Here is a 22,044-nt window from a genome sequence, read left to right as displayed (position 1 = left end):
ACCCGGTATACACCAGGGGCCGCAGCTATGATTTGACTTGGCGATACAGCCGCCGTTCAACCAACAACAGCGTCGGATTGAGATGGTCAAAATCATCATCCGTCGTTACCAGCCTGGTGCCGGTGATGTAGGCCGCCGCCGCAATCCATAAATCATTTTTGCCCATCTTGATGCCCTGCGATTTCGAATGGGCATCCAGCGCGGCATAGGTTTCCAAAACGTCTCTCAGTTCGATGGGAACACGGCCAAAACAGCCCAGCACAAATTCCATTTGGTTCAGCTTGGGTGCGCCCCAACCAAATTGTAATGCCAGGGAGCGCAATTCCCCATCCGTCACCACGCAAATCAGCGGCTTGGGGTCGCGTGTAAAAGGCGCGTACTCGGCTTTGATTTCTTCACCCATCGCATCGCCGCGCACCAGATGTACCAGCAGGTTCGTGTCGAACAAAAAGAGCGTCGCCATCAACTCAACTCCCGCAACGCTTGCCAGACCTCCGCGTCGGTTTCGTTGCCGCGAATGACTGGCAGCACTTCGAGCGGGGAAACATCTGCGGGCAATTCAATTTTTGGCTTGAACTCGCGGATGGCTCTGGCCTGCGCAGCTTCGAGTTGCGCGGGCGTGCGCTGGCTGAGGGCGGCGACGGCCCGCATCAACGCTTGCGGATCATAGTCATCGTCATGGTCTGTTGGTACGCTTACAGCAGCCAATTCTTTTTGCACTACTTCACGCACATAGGCATCTGGGGCGAGGCCTTGCCGGGCCGCTGTCGCCATGACTTTTTTCTCTATTTCGGGAGAAAACATCACATCCATCTTTCCTACCTCCTCCAAGTCGGAGCCAAGCCGGAGCGCTAGAATGTTTGTCCGAATCGAATATGGATTGCTCCGCGTGGTTGCCGCAGTATAGCACCGGACGCCGTGACGAACGATGGCGGGTCAAGCAGGAAGCCGTAATCCACCCCAATCGGCCCCAGCGGCGTATTGAAATGCAACCCGACGCCTATCGTGTTTGTCATGCGCGCCCAGTTTATATCCTTGACCTGATAGAACACGTTGCCGACATCATAAAACGGCACCAGCCGCAGCCGCTGCGTCAACGGGTAGCGCAGTTCAAAATTGAAGAGCACTTCGGCATCGCCGCCCAACGGCACCAGCGTTGGCAAATCACGCGTGCCCGGACGCGGTTCCAAAATGCCTTGCGGCCCGGCGGTCTCGAATTTGAACCCGCGCAAGGTCGTCGCGCCGCCCGAAAAGAACCGCTCGCTGATCGGCAAGCGTTGCTCTGACAGACTGATGACACCGTCGCCGTTGCGGTCGGCAGCTTTGAACACTGACGCCACGCCCAGACGCGCCGCCACCGCCAGCGTCGAATCCTTGAGCACGGGCGTCTCGCGCGCGAGCGTGTGGAAGCGTTGATAATTGATGAAAAACTTGTTGTACGATTCGTTGCCGCCTAGCAACGTCGTGGCCAGTTGGTGATCGGCGCTGAACAGTTGGCCCTTGGTCGGCAACAACAAATTGTCGCGGGTGTCGCGCGTAATGCCGACGGACGCGATGCCCAAGCGCACCGCGCGTTCATTGCGCGTCACTTCCGTCTCAGGGAAGTTCTGCTCGAAGTTGAACAGGTTGGCGCGCTCGAAGTTATAGCGGAAGCGCAGCGAAGTTCGCTGATTCAGCCGGCGCTCGGTTTGCACAAAAAAAGCAAAACGTTGCAGGCCGAACGAAGCAACATCCGGCACATCCTGCACCGTGCCATCGGCCAGTTGCTCGCGCCGCCGGGTGGATGGGCGCAAGTCGCCGTTGCGATTGTAAAAGACCGAAACCGTCGTCGGCAGCTTCATGCCGAAGGGCCGCAGATCGGTAAAGAGCAATTGCGAGAATTGTTCGCGGCGGCTGGCGCGCAACCGCAAGGTCAGCGCATCCATCGTGCCGGCGATGTTGTTGTTGGTCAGTTCGATCAGGCCGCGCGCGCCGTCGTCGGTCGAATAACCCGCGCCATAAACAAACAGCAGCGGTTTGGCTTCGGTCAGATTCAGTGTGATGCGGTGCGCGCCCGTGACGGGGTCGAGCAATTCGCTGCGCAAGCCGACTTCGCGGAACGCGCCCGTGGCGTAAAGATCGCGTTGTGTGTTGCGAATCTGCTGCGGCGTCAGCACCTGGCCGGTTTTGAAATCGTAGTAGCGGCGCACCCAGTTGAGTTTGGTTTTGGTCGTGCCGGTGACTTCAACTTCGGAGACGAGCGCCTGCGTGCCTTCGGTGACGTTGTATTGCAGCCGCACGCGATCCGGGGCCAGTTCGATCACTTCCAGTTCGGCGTTCGCTTCCAGATAGCCCTGCTGGGCGTAAAGCTGTTTGATGCGCTGCGTGCCCGCCGCCGCCTGCGTCAACGAGAAGATGTCGTCCGTGCCAATGGGCACCGTGAAAAGCACATCGCCGTCGGTCATCAGCGTGTTGCCTTTGATGATCACATCGGCCACGCGCGATTGCGGGCCTTCTTCGACGTTGAAGACCAGCACCAAACCATTCTCTTCGGTGACGGCGTAACGCGACGTGACGCGCGCGTCGCGGAAGCCGCGATCCAGCAAGACGCGCCGGAGCGTCTCGACATCGCCACGGATCAATTCATTGCTGGTCAGGCCGCGTTTCAAGCTGCCCACCAGCGGCAGGTTGCGGACGAACGGCACGCTCGCCAACAGATTGGCCGGTTGCGACTGCAATTCGGCGGCGATGTCGTCCACCTTTGAAGCCGTCACGCCTTCAAACCGCACATCGCTGAGCCGGTAACGTTCGCCCGCCTCGACATCGTAAAACAGTTGCAAGCCATCGCCGCCGCAACTGACAGGTTCACAACGCGCTTTGACGTCGGCAAAAAAGTAGCCCTTCTCTTGCAGGTAATTCAGCAAGCGCCGTTCGCCCAGGCGCGCCAGCGAACGGCTGAAACCCTGCGTCATCACCGGCAGCAATTCGCGCAAGGTGCGCTGGCTCAGCGACACGCCGGTCAGCGGCGTCACGGCGACATTGGCCAGCGGCAATTTGGGCCGTACAGCAGGTGGCGGGGTCGCGTTGGCATTGGCGTTCGGGTCGGTATTCGCCAGCGTCGGCGTATCGGGCTTGAACCCCAGCGAGAAGCGTTTGCGCCCGCGAATTTCCAGGGCGAAATCGTTGTTGGCATTAATGCCACGTGACGCCGTGCCGCCCTGCGTATAAGTCGCAATCGTCGAGAACGTATTTGAGAACGTGTATTCGACCAGCGCCGTGCGGTCGCCTTCGGAGGCGAGATCGGTGGCGAAGCTGTAATAGAGGCTGCGCGCCAACTGGCCGCCGATGGTCGCGCGCGCCGCCGGGTTGGTGTTGGGCCGGAAGACCGGATCAATCTGGAAACGGTTGATGCCAATGATGCCCAGTTGCCGTTCTAAATCTTTGGTCAAGCCGGAGGAGAACAACGACGCCGCCGCATCCACGCCGCTATAAAGCAGACTGCCGCTGCCGCCGCCTGCAATCGAACGATTTTCCGTGCGTCCCGTCGCAATCAGCGTCAGGATTTCATCGCGCGTCAGCGTGGGTTCAGACGCCAGCGTCAGATCGAGCTGATCCACCGGCCCGACAAAACCGATGGTCACGCGATAACCGCTGGTCGTGCCTTCGGCGCGCAGGTTGAGCACGGGCGTCGCGCCGCCGCCCAACAGATCAAGCGTCGCCGTCGTGACTTCGTAACGCTGGCCGCGAAAGCGCACCGTCCCGCCATCGGCGGAAACGCGCCCCGCCATCGAAGGATCGGTCAGCGGCCCGCTCAAGGTCAGCAGCGCCGAACCGACGGTATTGATCTCTTTGTCGCGGATGACGACCGAATCGCGCGCTTCGACGCGCACATTCAAATTGATCGGCGGCAAGCCAGGGTTGCGCCGCCCGATGCCCGGCGCGCTAAAACGGCTCAAGCCCGGCGCGATGTTGCGCCCGGCGACCAAGCCATCCAGATCAATCTGGCCGGTGTATTCGGCATCGCTCACATCGGCGCGCCCGCTCAGCAATTGGCCTTCGGGCGTGCCCGCCAGATTGAGCGTGCCGTTCACGGTCGCGCGCACTTCGGCATAAATGATGTCAACGTTGGTGGCCTTGAGCGTGTAATTCCATTCTTTGGGCCGCAGTTGGGCGAAGGTCAGCGCGCCGTTGACATCGAGCGCGCCCTCGTTGATGCGCGCCTTGAAACTTTCGAGCGTCGCTTTATCGCCGCTAAGCACAATGCGCCCACGCCCTTCCTCGACAGCAGCCGGGGCGTCAGGCGAAAAGATGCCGATGCGGTCGAGCAGGATTTCGCCACTCAAACTCGGCTCGGCAAAGGTGCCGCTGATACGCGCGTTGTTGATCGTCACCACGCCATCCAAGCGCAACTCAGGGCTGACCGGCGGCAGATTCGCCAGCGTCACCTGCCCGTTCAAGGCGAAGGCCATGCGGCCCGTGTCCTGCAAGCCGAGTTCGCCGCCGAGGCTCAGGTCAATGCCCTGCCCGGTCAGTTTGGTCGGCGTGATGCGCAGTTGCGGCCCTTCCAGCGCGACGACCAGCGGCGTTTGCACCGTGACCGGATTGCCCTGCACCTGCAACTCAATCGCGTCAAAGGTCACGCCGCCGCGCAACAGATCGGCGGTCGCTTCGCCGCTGGCGTTGACCGTCGGCCCGGCGATGCGCAGCTTGCCGTTGAATTTGCCCTTGAATGACGAAGCCAGATCGGGCGCAAAAGTGTTGAGCACCGCCACCAGGTCTAGGTCGCGCACAGCGCTCTCGATCACGACGGGGCGACCATCCTTGCGCACGTCGAAGCTGGCTTTGACCAGTTGCGGCTGGCCGCCCGCCGCGACAAACAAGCCCGTCATCAATTCGGCGTCAATGCGTCCACTGGGATCAGTGCGCGCGGTCAGCTTCAATTCGCCGCTGTCGCGCCCATTGACGTTGACGTTGGCGGCCTGCGCGCTGAGTTCAACGCGCAAATCTTCGACGCGGTCGAATGAGCCGCTGACGTTGAAGGTGGCGTCCGCCGCGCCTTTGACTTCCGCCTGGGTCAATTCAAAGGCTTCGGCCAGCCGGTCGAGCGCAATCTGTTTGGCCGCGCCGCTGAGTTGGTAGGTTTTCTTTTCCAGGTCGAGTTCGCCGCGCGCCACGAGGCCGCTTTGCAACAGGCGCGCTTCCAGTTTTTCAAGCAAGACCTTTTGGCCGTCGAGCTTGAAATCAACCTGGGCCAGTTCCGCCGCTTGATTGCCAATCTTGCCGTCAATCAGATTGATGTGCCCGCTACCCTGCATCGCTTTGGGCAAGCCGGTCAGATGCGCCTCGCCGCTGACATTGCCCGCGACGAATTGCATGGCCGAGGGCGCGCCCACGGCGGCCAAAATGGCTTCGAGTTCAAGCTTGTCAATGACCGCGTCGAGTTTGCCGCTGTTGTTATTGCCCAGCGCATCCAAGGGTGTCGCCAAATCGAATTTCAGCGAACCGCCATTCGACGCGCTGAGCAAGCCGTTTTGGAAGCGCAATTCGTTTGGCCCCAGATACAGCTTGCCGGTCAGCACGCCCAGCAAGGCATCGCGCATGCCGACGCTGCTGGCGTTGAGATCGCCTTCGATGACAGACGCATCCAGCTTGCCCGTAATGCGCCCGTTGAATTGCAGGTCGCCGGTCAATAGCGGTTCATAGTCTTTGATGAATTGCGCGGCGTCAGGAAAGGCTTTGGCAATCGTCAACAATTGACTGGCATCAGTCGTGGTGACCGCCACCGCCAAATCGGAGTTGCTCTCCACAGCCAGGCGCCCGCTGGCATTCAGTTTGGTCACATCGGTGTTGAATTGCGCCTGTTGCAGGTTGAAGACGCCATTGTCGGCTTGCACCAGCACAGTGCCGTTGACAGCCAGCGCGTCCATGCTCGCGGCGCCTTTGCCGTCGAAGTTGGCGCGAATTGTGCCACTCAATTTTTGCGGCGCGCTGTTGACGAAACTGATGTCGGCGTCGCCCTTGACCGTGCCGCTGACGGGCACCTGCTCGGCTTTGACGGTTGAGAGCGCCAGCAAATTGCTCGTCGGCAGACCGGCGAAATTGCCCTTGATGCGCGTCAGGCCGTTACGGGTTAAGGCAACGGTCGCTTCCGCTGTCGCCGTGCCGCCCAACGCGCTGGCGTTGATGTTATTGAGCGTCACGATGTCGTTGTCGGCTTCGGCCTGCGCCGTCGCGGGGCCGAATTCGATGCTGTGGGCGCGGCCACCCGCGATGCTGGCCGCGCCGTCCACGGTGAAGCGGCGCTCTTTGAGATTGAAATTGACGTTGCGCAACACGCCGTCATGCGCCTCTCCGTCGGGCCATTCGAGGCGCGCGGCAGTGGCGGTTTGCGCGGTCAGCGCCGTGCGTTTGTCTTTGAATTCGCCTTTGACGCCGGTCGTCGCCATGTTGCCGAGTTTGACCACATCGGCCAGGACGGTTTCGGCACGCACGCGGTCGGCGGTGTAATGCGCCGCGCTGTTTTGCACGCTGAGGTTGACGCCACTCGCCGTCACATTGCGCAAGCGGGCGGGCGCGACCAGCAAGTCGGGCATGTCGGCATTGCCCTTGAACGCAAAGCGCGCCGCGTCGCCGGTCGTGCCTGCGATCTGGCCCTTGGCATTGACCGCGCCTTTCCAATCAACCGCAGGCGCAAAGACACGCAACGCCTCGTGCAAATCGGCGCGCGTTTCGACATCAAAGGCATAGCGCAAGTCCTTCCACTCTTCGAGCTTGCCGCTGGCTTTCACTGCGCCGAGTTGCGAGTTGACTTGCAGGCTTTCGATTTGCGCGCCAGAGGCGTTGAGCGTCGCCGTTGCGGTCAATTCATTTAGCCTGGCCGCGCGCGCTTCATAACTAATGCTGCCGCCGTTGGAAGTGATCTGCGCTTTGAAATTTGAGATTGGAGATTGGAGATTGGGTGTTGTGGCAACAGGCTCAACGCGCGCCTGCAATCCCTCAAGCGTGGTGGTGTACAGGTGTTTCTGGTCGTTGTAGCTGAACTGGCTGTCGCGCAGCGCAATGCGCAACTGCGACGAATCCACTTTGATGTTCTCGGACCTCGTTTCCGGCTGGCGCACACCTTCAAAGTTGTGGCGGCCTTGCGCGTCAATGTCAACGTGCAGTTCAACGCCGCTGAGTTGCAGGTCTTTCAGAATGACATTGCGTTGCAAGGTCAGCGCAAAGAGGTCGGGGATTTCGGTGCCGAGCACGGCCTGTTTGATCGTGGCGATGCGCTGCCCCGTTTGTTGATTGACGATTTCGAGGTCGCGCAACCGCGCCGTCTTGACCGACCAGGTGTAATCAAAGCCGCCGACTTTGACGCGCAAGCCGTAATCACGCGCGCCCTGTTCGATCTTGTCGGCGACATAACGATTAAACCTGTCGGAACGCAGGTAATACCAGGCGGCAATGCCGAGCGCGCCTACTAACAGCAGCAATCCCAAACTCAAACCCAGCAAACGCCGGGGCCATTTTTTCTTGTTCGATTCTGTTGGTGTGTTCATCCCGGATTGCAATTCCATTCGTCGTTGCTCAACTCGTTGAGAATCGAATCAGTATGTTTTGCCTTATAGGGGATGCCGTATTGTTGACGATGCCCGATTGATCTTCAAGCGGCTTGAAAAGATTTTGGGCAGCGTGTAGCGTGACTTTGTAAACAAACATCTTTCCAACGCGATGTTAATGGCAATTCAACTGAATCTTTTTCAAACCTAGGTCGGATTTCAATTGCGTGTACGGTAAGGGCGCGTAACGCCGGGACAGTACCGCGCGTGTCAGCAAGCGGAGCCTGCGCCACTACTCCAGTCCGCCAGACTTGACGCGCCGCTTGCTGACGCGCGCGGTACCGTCCTGTTGCGCGGCTTTTACCCTACACCGAAGTGAAAACCGATCTAAGCCAAACGAGGTGAACTATGACCACCCTGCACATCACATTAGCCATTGCACTAGCGATGTGCTCAGCGATGGGAATTCCCACGCAGCAACCAGTGCATCGCGCCAATCAATCTGAACCAACACCCGGCAAGCATTACAAACTGCGCAGCATTCAAAGAGACGAAAAGATAGTCGCCAAAGCCAACATTCAGTCACCAATAACAAACAATGAAGAGAAAAGCGTCACGACCAATCCTTGCCAATACACAAAACCACTCATAGCAAATGGAAAAAACCTATATAAGATTCAAAAGTCTTTGGAAAAGTATCGTTATCACATTCCTCCATTTTGGGAGCGATATATTGCCAAAGGTGAAAAAATAAAAAGCACTTCAGAAATGCTCAAGCAAGTGATGCAACAATCTGATAAACCCCAAACACAGTAACCATTAGATCCCAAATGAAACGTATCATCGTCGGCACCGCCGGACACATCGACCACGGCAAGACCGCGCTCGTCAAAGCCCTGACGGGCGTGGATGCCGACCGTCTCAAAGAGGAAAAAGAGCGCGGCATCACGATTGATATTGGCTTTGCCGACCTGACCGTGGGCGATGTGCACTTCGGTTTTGTAGACGTGCCGGGTCACGAACGCTTCGTCAAAAACATGCTCGCGGGGGCGCACGGTCTCGATTTGGTGATGCTGGTCGTCGCGGCAGACGAGAGTCTGATGCCGCAAACGCGCGAACATTTCGACATCTGCCGCCTGCTCGAAATCAAAGCCGGCCTGATCGTCATCACCAAGTGCGACATGGTGGATGATGAATTCGCCGAACTGGTCGAGGCCGAAGTCAGCGAATATGTCGCCGACTCGTTTCTCGCCGATGCGCCCATCCTGCGCGTCAGTTCCAAAACCGGCGCGGGCATTGAGCAGTTGAAAAAGACGCTGGCCGAGCTGGCGAAACAAGTTACCGAACGCGACAAGGCCGCAGTGGCGCGTTTGCCGATTGACCGCGTCTTTACGATCAAAGGCTTCGGCACCGTCGTCACTGGCACGCTCGTCGCCGGACAGATCAAGACGGGCGATGAGTTGGAGGTTTATCCATCGAATACGCTGCGCGCCAAGACTCGCGGCTTACAAGTGCACGGCAAAGGCACGCACGAAGCTTTCGCCGGCGAACGCACGGCCATCAATCTGCAAGGCATTGACCTCGACGCCGTCGCGCGCGGCCAAACGCTCGCGCCCGCGGGCCGTTTGCGCGCCACGCAATTGCTGGATGTGCGTTTGCAACTGCTCAAAACCGCGCCGCGCCCGTTGCGTTCGCGCGCGCGCATACACCTGCACATCGGCACAGCCGAAGCGTTGGCGCGCGTCGTGTTGCTCGAAGCCACCGAACTCGCCCCCGGCGCGGCGGGCTTTGCCCAATTGCGTTTGGAAGCGCCGGTGCTCGCGCTGCCCACCGATCATTTCATCGCGCGCAGCTATTCGCCCACCGTCACCATCGGCGGCGGCACGGTCGTTGACGCGCTGCCCCACAAACATCGCGCGCGCGCCAAAGCCAAAGTCGTCGCACAACTCGCGGCGTTGACGATTGCCGATGCGCCTGAACGGCTGGCGTTGTTGGTCGAACTGGCGGGCGAAGCCGGGCTTGATTACGCCGAGCTAGCCGCGCGTTCAGGCGCGCCTGATGCGGTCATCAAACAAGCAGCGGACAAATGGACGAAGAGCAAACGCCTGCTCACCATCGCCAGCACGCCATTGCGCCTGCTTGCCAAAACGCCGTTTGAAGAGTTGGCGAAACAGGTGCGCGCGACGCTGAAAGAGTTCCACCAAAAGACGCCGCTCGCCGCCGGGATGGGCCGCGAAGAGTTGCGCGAAAAGCTCTTCGCCCATACGCACGCCGACATCTTCCGCGCCGTCATCACCCAACTGGCCGAACGCAACGAGGTCGCCGCCGAAAAAGACTTGCTGCGCCTCGCCTCGCACAAGGTCGCGCTCACAGCCGAAGAGCAAGCCGCCAAAGATCACCTCGCCAAACTTTACGCCGACGCCGCGCTGCAACCGCTCGCGCTGGAACAAGCCATTGCGCAGGCGTTGTCAGCACTGGGGCCGCAACACGGCATTGACAACGCCCGCGCGCAACGTTTCGCCCAGATGCTGATCAACAGCGGCGAACTGGTGCGCGTCAGCGATCTGCTCTTTCACCGCACAGCGCTCGAAGGATTGCGCCCGCTGCTGCAACAACACAAAGCCCAACACGGCCCCAAACTGGAAGTCGGCGCGTTCAAAGACCTGACCGGTATCTCACGCAAATACGCGATCCCGTTACTCGAACACCTCGACCGGTTGCGCGTGACGCGGCGCGTCGGCGAGGCGCGCGAGATTCTTTGATTGCGGCGGCTCTTTGGACAGGTTGAGAAGTGCCCGTTCGCTATTGCTGAATTGCGCGGATGGCGTAGCGCAACCCGCCGAGGTTGCGCTGCTTCATCAATCGAGCCTTGGTTGCACATTGAATCAGGGTTGTAGTTAATGAAGCCACACAACCTCGGCGGGTTGCACTACTCAGACAGCAAAGTTCGCTCTTTGCCCCTGCCCCCAACGAATAAATCTTCCCCCAAGGAAATTCCATGTGGCATCTGCGACAAAACGCTTTCCATCTCTGGCCTGCCGTGGCCCTGAGCGCCGTGCTTGCATTGCTACTGCTCTTCAACCTGAGCCCCGGTTTCGCCCAACCGCAACCGCCCCCCGATCTGACCATCCGCAAAACGCACGCGAGCGATTTCCCCATCGGCTTCATGGGCCGCTACGACATCACCGTCAGCAACGCGGCGAATGCCGGGCCGGCGACGGGGCCGATCACGGTGACGGATAACTTGCCCTTCAATCTGGGCTTGTCGAACGGCTTCGGCGCGGGCTGGACGTGCGCGGGCGCGACTAGCGTGACGTGCACGCACGCCGGGCCGCTGGCGGCGGGCGCGAGTTTGCCAATGTTGCAATTGAGCGTCACCGTCGGCCTCAGCACACCCGCCGGAACGAACAGCATCACGAACATTGCGAACGTCGGCACGCCGGGTGAAACGAACACGAGCAACAATGTGGCGAGCGATGCAACAACGGTGCTCAAACAGAATACGCAAACGGTGATTACCAGCGTCAGCCCAAATCCGGCGTTGAATTGCGCGCCGGTGATGATCAGCTTCGCCGTCAACAACGCGGGCCTGGGCGGCGCGCCGCGCACGGGCACAGTGGTGGTGACGGATGGCATGAACAGTTGCACGAGCACGTTGAGCAGTTCGACCGGCAGTTGCAAATTGAACGTGCCCGCAGCAGGCGCGCACACATTGACGGCGACTTATGCGGGCAACGCCGATTTCAACGGCAGCACGTCTGCGCCCGTGACGGTGCAGGTCAATGCCAATACGCCGCCGGTGTTGGGGGCGTATCCAAACACGACGATCCAGGTTGCGCGCAATACCGGAATTGTTCCTTCGCAACCACCACGCGACGACAGCGCCATTGTCAGTATGACCGCCAACTTGATTGGTAGCGTGCAACTCGAATACCCACTCAGCATCAATCCCAACACAGGCGTGATCTTTGTGACCACGGCATATCCCCTGGGCAGCTACCCGATTCGCGTGACGGCGACGGATGATTGCGGCGCGACAACCAGCACGACGTTCACAATCAACGTGGTGTGCGCGACGCTCAACATCCTGCCCGCGCTGCTCGCCAATGCTTATAGAGGTTCAGCGTATGGTGAATTGCTGCGCGCCGAGAATGCGGTATTTCCGGTCAAATTCAGTGTGGCGAGCGGCACGTTGCCGCCCGGCTTGACCTTGAGCGAAGACGGTTATCTTTCAGGCACGCCGACTGCGAACGGCACGTTCACCTTCACCGTCAAAGCCACCGACCTCGCCGGTTGCGTCGGCGCGCGCGCATACACGCTCGATCAAAGTTGTAAGGCGCTTACGCTCAATCCGCCTAATTTGATTGACGGACGCGAAGGCCAGTTTTACGGGCAAAGTCTCGAAGCGCGCGGCGGGCTTTGGCCTTACACCTTCACGCTGCAAAGCGGCGCATTGCCGCCGGGTTTGAGTTTTTCGACCGAGAGTCCCGGTTACTTGTCCGGCACACCCACGCAACTCGGCAGCTATACGTTCGCGGTCAAAGTGACCGATGCGAATGGTTGCGCGGTGACGCATAGTTACGCGGTCAAAATCGAATGCGGCACAGTCACGCTCAAACCGGAAACCTTGCGCGAACCGGTCGTGGGCACGGCGTACAGCCAGCAACTCAGCGCCAGCGGCAGCACGACGCCATACCTGTTCAGCGTGGCGAGCGGCACGCTGCCGCCGGGCCTGAGCTTGTCAAGCGCCGGTTTACTCGCGGGCACGCCAACGCAAGGCGGCACATATCCCTTCACCATCAAAGCCGTGGCCGTGAATGGTTGCGATGGCACGCAACGATACGTGGTCGGCTGTCCCACGATCACGGTCAATCCAAACGGGGGCAACGTACCGACAGGCGGGAGGTTTACGGCGAGCGGCGGCGTAGCGCCTTATACTTTCAGCTTACTGGGGATGTTGCCCTATGGCATGACCTTTAGCAGCGATGGGCAACTCGGAGGCTTTCCCATCTCTGGCGGCGTTTTTCCCTTCACGATCAAAGCAACCGACGCCAACGGTTGCAACGGCACGAACAATTACGTGCTGGATTTGACGCTGCGTCCCACCATCAACAATTTGATTCCGAGCGCAGTCGTGGCGGGGCGCGGCGCATTCACGCTGACGATCAACGGCGGCAACATGCTGAGCAACGCCACGCTGACGTGGAATGGCGTGGAGCGGCCGGTGTCATACGTGAATTCAACCCAATTGCGCGCGGAAATCAGCGCTGCTGATGTTGCGCAAGCAAAAATGATTCTGCTGACCGTCAACAACCCGCCGCCATTGGGCAGCCCTTCGCAAGTGTTTCCCTTCACCATCTATCCCAGCGCCACGCGCTTCGAGGGCGATGTCTGGCCGCGCCTCGGCGGCGACGGCGCTGTTGAAGCCAGCGACGTGCGGCAGATGGCGCGCTTTGCCTTGAAGCTGGATGCGCTGACAGGCGCGGAATTCCAACGCGCCGATTGCGCGCCCAGCCAGACGCGTGGCGATGGACGTTTCGACCTAACTGACGTCGTGCAAGCCCAGCATTACGCCAACGGCATCGGCGTTTTGGCTGAAGCAGGCGGCCCCACCGCAACGCCAAGCGAGAATGAAGAGAGCGCAAGCGCAGAATGGCAAACGCAACCCAGCGGCCCGCTCACCCTCAGCGGCGGCGCTTTCACGCGCGGCCAAATCGGCGCCTTGACGGTGAATCTCAACGCGGGCGGCCTTGAGACGGCGCTCAGCTTCACGCTCCATTACGACAGCGCGCGCTTGACCTTTCTGGAGGCGGTCAAGGCGGACGTCTTCGGCAACGCCGAAGTCTTCGGCAACGACACGCAGCCGGGCAAGCTGGGCGTCGTGTTCATGCTCGCGGCAGGCCAGCGTATGCCGGGCGGCGCGAATACGCTTTTGAATTTGCGCTTTGTGCCGCACGGCGGCGCGGACAGCGAGACGCTGGCGTTCACGTTCTCTGACGAATTAGCCGTGCGTGCCACGGTGACCATTGACAGCTTTTTTGCACTGACACAGCAGGCGCTGACGACCGTCAACCACACCGGCACGCTGGGCGGCACAGCGCCCGCGTTTCTTTCCGCCGCCAGTTTCAGCGGCGGCGCGACGCTCGCGCCCAATTCCGTCGTGGCCGCGTTTGGCACAGCCTTGGCGAGCGCGAACGCCACCGCGACGAGCGTGCCGTTGCCGGTTTCATTGGGCGGCACAACCGTGACCATCACCGACCGCACAAACGTGCAACACAGTGCGCCGCTCTTTTTCGTTTCGCCGACGCAAATCAATTTCCTGTTGCCCGCTGGTGTGGCCGCCGGCGCGGCGACCGTCAGCATTCGCAGCAGTGCGGGCACGACGATTAGCGGCTTGCTGCGCGTCAATGCCGTCGCCCCGGGCCTCTTTGCGGCGGCGGCGAATGGGCGCGGGCTGGCGGCGGCACAATTCCTGCGTGTGCTCAACGACACGCAACGCTTTGAACCGGCGGCCCGCTTCGACACGGCGACCGGTCAATTCGTCGCCGTGCCCTTTGAGTTCTCCCAAGCGGGCGAAGAGGTTTTCCTGGTGCTATACGGCAGCGGCATGCGCGGACGCAGCGCGCTGGCGGCGGTCACCGCAACATTAGGCGGCGCGCCGCTGGAAGTTGTTTTTGCAGGGAATCAAGGCAGTCTGGCTGGCCTGGATCAAGTCAATTTGCGGTTGCCGCGTACTTTGGCGGGACAGGGGGAAAGCGATGTTGTCTTGACCGTGGATGGCCGGACAGCCAATCCCGTGCGCGTGCATATCAAGTGAGCATCCCCCAACTAAGGTCTTTGGGAGTAGCTCAAAGAAGTGAGATAAGGCGAGATTACGGAATAAACAGAAATAACGGAACAGACGAAACTGCCTGTGTTGAATCACTTCCGTCTGTTCCGTTCATTCCGTCTGTTCCGTAACCTCTCTCTCCTCATAGATCACCTCCCTCAATTTATTGCTACAAAGTCTTTTTCTCAGGAGGGTGGAATGACCACGTTGTTAAACCGAATCGGATTGCTACTGTGTTGCCTTGTCCTGTGCTATTGGCCCATTGAGCGCAGCCGCGCCCAAACCAACAGTGTGCTGCAACTCGAACCGTTTTTAACGGGCTTGGCCGCGCCGGTTTTCATCACCAGCGCGCATGACCAGACGAACCGGCTCTTTATTCTCGAACAAGCCGGACGCATTCGCGTGCGGCAACCGGGCGCGACGACAGCGGCGGTCTTTTTGGACATCACGGCCAAAGTCCTTTCCGGCGGCGAACGCGGTTTGCTGGGCTTGGCCTTTCATCCGCAGTTCAGCAGCAACCGCCGTTTTTTCGTCAATTACACGCGGCAAACTGACGGTGCGACAGTGATCGCCGAATACAAGGCGTCGGCCAGCAATCCGAACATGGCCGACACGGCGGAGACGATTCTGCTGACCATTCCGCAACCCTTCCAAAACCACAACGGCGGCATGCTGGATTTCGGCCCGGATGGTTTTTTGTACATCGGCATGGGTGATGGCGGCAGCGCCAACGACCCCGGCAATCGCGCGCAAAACGTCGAAGAACTGCTCGGCAAAATTTTGCGCATTGATGTGAATACGCCCAACGGCGCGACGCCTTATTCGTCGCCCTCCAGCAATCCCTTTTTCGGCCCGACGCCGGGCCGCGATGAAATCTATGCCGTGGGTATGCGCAATCCCTGGCGCTTTTCGTTCGACCGGTTGACGGGCGAACTGTATGCGGGCGATGTCGGGCAGGATGCGCGCGAAGAGATAGACCTCATCAAGCTGGGCGGCAACTACGGCTGGCGGGTGTTGGAAGGCACGCGCTGCACGAATCTGGGGCCGGGTTCCTGCACGGATGCGAAATTCACGCCGCCGCTTTATGACTACCCGCACGTCGGTTCGAACTGCGCGGGTTCGGTGACGGGCGGCTATGTTTATCGCGGGGCGGCGCTCACCTTGACGCCGGGTGCCTATCTTTTCGGCGACTATTGTTTCGGCACGCTCTACCTGCGCGAGAACGGCGCGGTGCGGACGCTGTTCGACACCAACCTGGGCATCACTTCGTTTGGCGAAGACGAAGCGGGCGAACTGTATGTTGTGGCGGGCGCGGGCACGATTTACCGGCTGGTCAATGCCGCGCCGCGCGCGCTGGTCAATGTTTCCGCCGCCAGTTATCGCGGCGCGAGCCTCGCGCCCGAATCCATCGTGGCGGCGTTTGGCACGGGGCTGGCGACGGGCACGCAATCAGCGGCCACCACACCACTGCCGACGGCGATGCTGGAAACGCGCGTCAGCGTGCGCGATGCCACAGGCGTTGAACGCCTCGCGCCGCAGTTTTTCGTTTCGCCCACGCAGGTCAACTATCAAATTCCCGCCGGCACCGCTTTGGGTCAGGCGCGCGTGACAATCACCAGCGGCCAGGGCGTGGTGTCGGCGCAAGACATCACCATCGCCAAAGTCTCGCCCGCCATCTTTGCGCTCAACGCTAGCGGGCGCGGCCTACCCGCCGCGGTCGTGTTGCGCGGGCAAACCGTCGAGCCGATTGCGCGCTTCAATCCGGCGACCAATCAGTACGAAGCCATTCCGATTGATGTCGGATTAGGCTCAGAGCCGGTTTTTCTCGTGGTCTTTGGCACGGGCTTCCGTTTCAGCGGCGCGCTATCCAGCGCCACGGCCACCATCGGCGGCACGAATGCGCCCGTCACTTTCGCGGGCGCGCAAGGCTCATTGATCGGCGTGGATCAAGCCAATCTCAGCATCCCGCGTTCATTGATCGGGCGCGGCGATGTTGACGTGGTGTTGACGGTTGATGGACAGGTAGCGAATACGGTGCGGGTCAATATCAGGTAATCAAGGTGGTGGAAAAGAGGCCGCTCCGTTTGTCGAACAATGATTGATCGCGAATGGCTGCTGGCGAATACGCTGGCACGGAACCGGGAGCGTGAGCGACTGGGTTACTCCGCGTAAGACCGGCGCAGCAGCACCCGGTCGCTCACGCTCCCGGTTCCGTACCATGAACCAAATTTGCCACAGAGGCACGGAGTCACAGAGCTTTTTCGTTTATGGGAGAAATTCCTGGTCTTGCTCAGTGCCTCTGTGCCTCTGTGGCAAATTTCTGCGTAAGTCCTGTTCTCTATAGTCACGTCATTTCCATTCCCCCTGCAACACGAAGCCCGACCAGTAATACGGCGCGGCCCAGCGCGGGTCGCGCGCCAGCGCCAGTTGGGCGGCGCGCAAGGCGGCGGCGGGGGTCAGCTTTTCGATCAGCATGGCGCGGTAAAAATGCTGCATCAGTGCGGCGGTCGCGGCATCGTTGACGTTCCACAAACTCGCCACGACGCGCGCCGCGCCGGCGAACATAAAGCCGCGCGTCAGCCCAACCAGGCCTTCGCCGCGCACGTCTTTGCCCAGCGCCGTTTGGCAGGCCGAGAGCACGACCAGGTCGGCATTGAGCTTGAGGTTGTACAAATCGCTCAGGCGCAAAAACCCGTCCTGTGCCTGACCCGCCTCATCCACCAGCGAGAGCACGATGCCCGACAATTCCGGATGCTGGCTGTTGAGCAGGCCGTGCGTGGCGAAATGCAGGCGGCGGTATTGATTGAGTTGGCCGGTCAGCGCGGTTTGGCGGCTGGCCGTGAAATCCAGCGCTTTCAACTGCTGCGCCGGCGGCAGCAACTTGGCGATGGTTTCAGCCTCCTGACGCGCGAAAGGCAGCCGCGCGAAGCTTGTCAGGCCCGCCTCGGCGGCGGCGCGCGTCAGCGCTTGCGCGGCCAAATCTTTTGCGCTTTCCGTCATCTTTGTGGTGCCGGGCGCCGTGGTCTTGGCCAGTTGCACGCGCGCATCGCCGGCTTGAAAAACGGGATCGGCAAAGACGGCGAGTTGTTTGGCGGCCGCCGGACGCCCGTTGATTTCGTTGCGCAACACCGCCAGCGCCGAAGCCGAGGGCAAGCTGACGAGTTCGTGGCGGGCAAGCAAGGTTTGCCGGTTAGCGGTTGTCGGTTGTCGGTTAGGAACTAAGTTTTTACCGACAACCGGCAACTGACTACCGACAACCGGCAAGGCGGCGAACGGCACGTATTGCAACAGCCCATCCGCCACGATCACCAGCCGTTTTTTATGCAAATGCGCGGCGGCGGGCGCGAGGATCAAGCGGCTCAGTTCGGCGGCGGCGAGTTCGGTTTCGCGCTGATATTTGCGCTGCGTGCCTTTCGGCAAGAGGTCGAGCCAGCGGCGCGCGGCGGCTTCGATCACGCCCACGTCGGGCAAAACGAAACTGTGCAGTTCCTGCGTCGTCACCGCCCACAAATAACTGCGTTGGGGGCTGAGCGCGTATTCGAGCAGCAACGTGTCGTCATCCAGCACGCGCTGCTGAAGAGCGGCGGGCGTGAGCGGGGCGGGTTGCGTCAGCGCGGCAAAGCGCGGGCTTGCCGCGCGAATTTGCGTTTCGACGGTTTGGAGTTGAGTGAGCAGGTCGCTGATTTCCGGCTCATACGCCTTGGCGCGTGCGGCAGTCCGTTGATTTTCCAACAACTGGCGGCGCAACGTTTCGCGGGCGTTCACCTGTTCCTGCAACAAGCGTTCTTTTTCCAGCAACGCCGGCTCAACGCCCGTCCGCAACTCCACGCGCGCTTCGCTCAGCAAATCCAGCAGACTGCGCGCCCGGACACGTTCATGCGCGCCCAGCGCCAGCGCGGCATAGCCTGCTGTTGGCGACTGCGCGTGCAAAGCCATCAAAATTTCGACGTAGTCCTGATAGTAACGGTGCAGGAACACGCCGAAGGTGGCGCGCAACGCTGGCGTAAGCGCGCCGGTCCGCTGGCGCTCAATCGCCAGCAACGATTTTTCGATCAGTTCGCGCGCCGGTTGCAGTTGGCCTTCATCGCGCGCGAGTGCAGACAGCGCGCGGAAAATCTGCGCCTCATCACTCCGGCTCCCAATGTCCTGATTAGCGGTGGCCGCTTCTGTCAGTAACTCTTTGGCCTTTTCGGGCTGCCCGGCGTTCCGGTAAGTTTCCGCCGTCCGAATGAGCCGCACGACCAGCGCCTGGCGCGCCCCAACAGTTCGTAAAGTAGCGAGGGCCTGGTTCTGATAGGACAACGCCTGTGGGTACTCGCCTTGCGCTGCCAAAATGTCGCCGAGGTGTCCTTTGGTGACGGCTTCAGAAACCCGGCTGCCAAGCTCGCCAAAGTAAGCGAGCACTTCATTGAACGCGGTCAGCGCTTTGTCAGACGCGCCCTGGTCTTTGTAAAGCTGCCCCAACTGATTCACCGCATTCATCTCGCACGAGCGGCTTTTTTCGGCGCGGCAAACCGCTGCCGCGCGTTCCAGATATTCGACCCCGCGCGCTTGGTCGCCGGAGACGGCGTAAAGCTGTCCGAGCTGTTGCAAGTTGAATGATTCCTCGACCGGCGCTTTCAGTTCCCGGCTGAGTGCCAGCCCCCGATTCAGCCAAGCCAGCGCCTGGGCATAGTCTCCCAACAGCCGTTGCACTCTGGCAATCCGCGGCAACGTCACCAGTTCGTCTTTCCGCGCGCCCAGTTCCTGAAACAGCGCCAGCGCCTGTTGATGCGCGGCCAGCGCCTTTCGATAATCGCCCTGATTGGCATACACCTGGCCGAGGTTATCCAACAGAATGCCCACATTGAGCGGCGCGAGAAATTCCCGGAGCGCCAGCGCCCGTTGGTAGTATTCCAGCGCGCTCGGCAGCTCCGCCAACGCTGCATATCTGTCGGCGATGTTACTCAGCACCTCCGCCTGTTCCGGTTTCAGTTCCAGCGCGCGGAAAAGCGCCAGGGCCTGTTGGTAATAGTCGAGGGCTTGTTGATGATTGCCGGCGCGTCCGCTGACCCCGCCGAGTTGCTGCAAGGTACTGGCCTCCAGCCCACGATCACCGGCGGCGCGCCAAGCCGTCAGGGCTTCGGCGAAGCTGCGCAACGCCTGCGGGAATGATTCACGCTGACCGGTTTTGCGCAACTGCATCCCCTCGTTAAATTTTTGAATCGCCAGCACGTTTTTTTCATCGGCTGGCGCGACTTCGGCGCTGAGGACATAACGGCCCGCCGTTGCGCCTTTGTCGTTTGACGTGACTTTGAGTTGGTAAGCGCCATTGCGTTGCGGCAACCAGAGCAGCCATTCCAACCCCCTGGTTCCATTCGGCAGGTTTGCTTCGGCAAGCTGCTGCCCTTCCGGGCTGAACAGCGTCAGGATAACATCGCTGCCCTGTTGTTCGGCTTTGAGCTTCAGGCTTTGCCCGGTCAGCAGCGTGATTTGATAGTGATGAGCTTGTCCGCCCGCGATTTCGCGTTCGACCGGCGACGCTGGCAAGAGGAGCGTATTGTCTTGTTGTTGCCCGACAGCGGCGGCGCACAGGCAAAACATCCAGCCGGCCAGTAGCAATGGATTGGCGCGGGGCTTGTTCATACACTTCTTCCTTTCATTGGCTTGCCGCAAATGCGTGGAGGATTGAGCGTGGGACAAGATGCCATCCTGAATCCACGGCTAAAACCGTACAGCAGACTGCCAGTCTGCTGTAGTCTCGGCGAATAGCCCACTGGCCGCGTCTACAGCAGACTGGCAGTCTGCTGTACGGCGGCGCAATTTCACTCCCTGGGTGAATAGCCAGGCTGACAAAAAAGCCCGCTGCTATTGGTCGAAACTGTGATTTCAACTGCTTAACCGTGGATTTGGGATGCCAGCTTGTCCCACCCACGGCGGCGCTTCCTCCGGCATTGAACTGAAAACCGCGCTAGCTTCCCGGCGTTTCCGCCGGCATCGCATCAGTACTTCACCTGCACGGCGTACTCTTGCACGCGCGTCTTTTGCCGGCCCTGCACGCCGTAAACGCGGATGCGATAGCGCCCGGCGGCCAAGCCGCGTTTCGCGAGCGTCAAGGTAAACGTAGTCTCGCCATCGCGGTTGCGCCGCGTGCTCCACACGACCTGGCTGGTTTGCGCGTTTTGCAATTCGATCAGGTACTGCGGGAAAGGCTGGCTGCCCGCGCCCGGCAAGTTGAGCGTGAAGACTGTGGCGGCGGCGGGCACAGTAAGCGTGGCGCTGGTGGCGTTACCGCCGCCAGCGCCGCGCGTGGCGGGGGCGGGATCGAGATCGAATTGCGGCACGTCCAGTTGCGGCTGCGCGCCCTGGGCAAGTTCCTGCTTCAGCCGCGCGAGTTCGGCTTGTAAGGTTGCCTGCCCGCCTGCCTGCTCAGTGGTGGCAGGGCGTTCGGCCTGCTGGCGTTGCAATTCGGCGAGTTGCGCCTTGAGCGCGGCGGCTTCAGTCAATTCTTCGCGTTGCTGTTGAACTTGCGCGGTAAGGGTTTGGTTCTGGCGGCGAAATGACAGCCAAGCCGCGCCGAGCACCAGACTGACGAGCAACAACACCGCCGTCAGTGTCGCCGTCAGCGGATTGAACAGCGCCAAGAGACGGCCCCACCACGACGGTGGCGCCTTCAGGTGAACGGCGGGCGCGGTGTGCCGCGTGGCGGTTTCAGCGGCCCAGTCGTGAACGGCGAGCGCGATTCGGTATTCCTCGGCGCAATCGGCGCAAGCAGCCAGATGCGCAGCGATACGTTCGGCTTCAGGCGCGCGCAATTCATGCGCCCCCGCGCGCAGCAACGTTTCAGACGAGAGGCACTCGCGGCGGTTCGTCCCACGCGCGGTTTCGGTTTGCCAGAGGTTTTTCAGAGCCTCATCACTGAGTTGCATATTCGACTCCTGCTTCCTGCAAGTACGCGCGCACGTCGCCGAGTCCGCGATAGACCAGGTTGCGTGCTTTGGGTTCGCTCCAGCCGAGCAGGTCGGCGATTTCCTGCGTGGTTAGCCCTTCCAGATGCAGCCCGACCGCCGTGCGGCGATTGTCCGGCAGTTGGTTCAGGGCTTCTTTGACCTTGTTGACCAATTGTTGGCGCTCGACGGCCTGATCGGGCGCTTGTTTGGAATCGGCCAACAACACGTGCGGGACACTGTTGCTCTCTTTGCGGCCATTCTCGTTGTCGTCTTCCGCCAGCACCATCTGTTCTTCGCGTTTGCGCTTGACGCTTTTAATGGCGTCCAGCGTCGTCGTCACCGCGATGCGATAAAGATAAGACGACAGGTCGTGGATTTCCCTCTCACTTTCGAGCGCGCGCCACAGCCGCAAGCGCGCCTCCTGTTCGATTTCATCGTATTGCAGCCCCACATCCTTCGGGCAAACGCGGATGATCGTCTGCCGCAGAAAACGGCCATAGTCACGCACGATCTGCTCGAACCGCTTTTCCGCGGAAGGCGCCGCTTTCAGTTCCATACGCAAAATCCCCTACGCAAAATCCCCTACACAAAATCTTGATTTGAACGTGAGAGGAAGCGCCCGCCCACGTCGTCTTATCGTTGTGTAGGGGAGATGTCACGACTGACACGCAGTCAGTAACCGAAGATCAACAAAAGCGCAAGCTGGGCGGAGCAAGGCGTTGGCCGTGGGACACGTGTGCCTAGGCAACCTGTGGAAAGCGAA

Annotated in this window: 10 protein-coding genes; 4 read left to right on the top strand and 6 right to left on the bottom strand. The window is 60.5% G+C overall.

What is annotated here, in order from left to right; all coding sequences use genetic code 11:
- Positions 1-25 precede the first annotated feature (25 nt).
- From HY011_27620 to HY011_27610, 3 genes are read right to left on the bottom strand one after another with little or no spacing between them, the layout of a single operon-like run.
- Positions 26-463, bottom strand: coding sequence for a PIN domain-containing protein (locus tag HY011_27620; protein MBI3426715.1), 438 nt, complete (start codon positions 461-463; stop codon positions 26-28).
- The gene (locus HY011_27615) at positions 463-813 is read right to left on the bottom strand and encodes a hypothetical protein (protein MBI3426714.1); all 351 of its coding nucleotides are present in this window, start codon (positions 811-813) and stop codon (positions 463-465) included. Before HY011_27615 ends, HY011_27620 begins: the two co-directional genes overlap by 1 nt.
- A 38-nt stretch (positions 814-851) precedes the next feature.
- Positions 852-7,541 carry a translocation/assembly module TamB domain-containing protein gene (locus HY011_27610; protein MBI3426713.1) on the bottom strand — a complete coding sequence of 2,230 codons (6,690 nt, stop codon included), beginning with the start codon at positions 7,539-7,541 and terminating at the stop codon, positions 852-854.
- A 390-nt stretch (positions 7,542-7,931) separates the two neighbouring features.
- Between HY011_27610 and HY011_27605 the strand changes: the two genes are divergently transcribed.
- The 4 genes from HY011_27605 to HY011_27590 all read left to right on the top strand — a co-directional run bounded on the left by HY011_27605 (position 7,932) and on the right by HY011_27590 (position 16,407).
- Positions 7,932-8,339: a hypothetical protein gene (locus tag HY011_27605; protein ID MBI3426712.1), complete on the top strand. Its 408-nt coding sequence runs from the start codon at positions 7,932-7,934 to the stop codon at positions 8,337-8,339.
- A 14-nt stretch (positions 8,340-8,353) separates the two neighbouring features.
- Complete coding sequence (selB, locus tag HY011_27600) at positions 8,354-10,285, top strand: selenocysteine-specific translation elongation factor (protein ID MBI3426711.1); 1,932 nt, start codon at positions 8,354-8,356, stop codon at positions 10,283-10,285.
- Between the two features lie 236 nt (positions 10,286-10,521).
- Positions 10,522-14,340: a putative Ig domain-containing protein gene (locus tag HY011_27595; GenBank protein MBI3426710.1), complete on the top strand. Its 3,819-nt coding sequence runs from the start codon at positions 10,522-10,524 to the stop codon at positions 14,338-14,340.
- 210 nt (positions 14,341-14,550) lie between these two features.
- Positions 14,551-16,407 (top strand): PQQ-dependent sugar dehydrogenase, encoded by a 1,857-nt coding sequence (locus HY011_27590; GenBank protein ID MBI3426709.1) that lies wholly within the window; start codon positions 14,551-14,553, stop codon positions 16,405-16,407.
- Positions 16,408-16,701: 294 nt separating this feature from the next.
- On the opposite strand, the gene HY011_27585 is transcribed toward HY011_27590, so the two are convergent.
- From HY011_27585 to HY011_27575, 3 genes are all read right to left on the bottom strand, one after another.
- Positions 16,702-19,977, bottom strand: coding sequence for a CHAT domain-containing protein (locus tag HY011_27585; protein MBI3426708.1), 3,276 nt, complete (start codon positions 19,975-19,977; stop codon positions 16,702-16,704).
- Positions 19,978-20,333: 356 nt separating this feature from the next.
- Positions 20,334-21,260, bottom strand: a complete 927-nt coding sequence (locus tag HY011_27580) for a hypothetical protein (protein MBI3426707.1) — start codon at positions 21,258-21,260, stop codon at positions 20,334-20,336.
- A complete protein-coding gene (locus HY011_27575; GenBank protein MBI3426706.1) occupies positions 21,247-21,837 on the bottom strand; it encodes an RNA polymerase sigma factor in 591 nt (196 codons plus the stop codon). Before HY011_27575 ends, HY011_27580 begins: the two co-directional genes overlap by 14 nt.
- Between the last annotated feature and the right edge of the window lie 207 nt (positions 21,838-22,044).

This window comes from Acidobacteriota bacterium (assembly GCA_016196035.1).
Lineage (GTDB): Bacteria > Acidobacteriota > Blastocatellia > RBC074 > RBC074 > JACPYM01.
The sequence above is the reverse complement of the archived record's forward strand: the minus strand, read 5'-3'. Positions and strand labels throughout refer to the sequence as shown.

Bases quoted from the DNA above. Each gene is read 5' to 3' on its own strand.
- HY011_27605 (MBI3426712.1), top strand. From the start codon at position 7,932: ATGACCACCCTGCACATCACATTAGCCATTGCACTAGCGATGTGCTCA.
- HY011_27580 (MBI3426707.1), bottom strand. From the start codon at position 21,260: ATGCAACTCAGTGATGAGGCTCTGAAAAACCTCTGGCAAACCGAAACC.
- HY011_27590 (MBI3426709.1), top strand. From the start codon at position 14,551: ATGACCACGTTGTTAAACCGAATCGGATTGCTACTGTGTTGCCTTGTC.
- HY011_27585 (MBI3426708.1), bottom strand. From the start codon at position 19,977: ATGAACAAGCCCCGCGCCAATCCATTGCTACTGGCCGGCTGGATGTTT.
- selB (MBI3426711.1), top strand. From the start codon at position 8,354: ATGAAACGTATCATCGTCGGCACCGCCGGACACATCGACCACGGCAAG.
- HY011_27620 (MBI3426715.1), bottom strand. From the start codon at position 463: ATGGCGACGCTCTTTTTGTTCGACACGAACCTGCTGGTACATCTGGTG.
- HY011_27615 (MBI3426714.1), bottom strand. From the start codon at position 813: ATGGATGTGATGTTTTCTCCCGAAATAGAGAAAAAAGTCATGGCGACA.
- HY011_27610 (MBI3426713.1), bottom strand. From the start codon at position 7,541: ATGGAATTGCAATCCGGGATGAACACACCAACAGAATCGAACAAGAAA.
- HY011_27575 (MBI3426706.1), bottom strand. From the start codon at position 21,837: ATGGAACTGAAAGCGGCGCCTTCCGCGGAAAAGCGGTTCGAGCAGATC.
- HY011_27595 (MBI3426710.1), top strand. From the start codon at position 10,522: ATGTGGCATCTGCGACAAAACGCTTTCCATCTCTGGCCTGCCGTGGCC.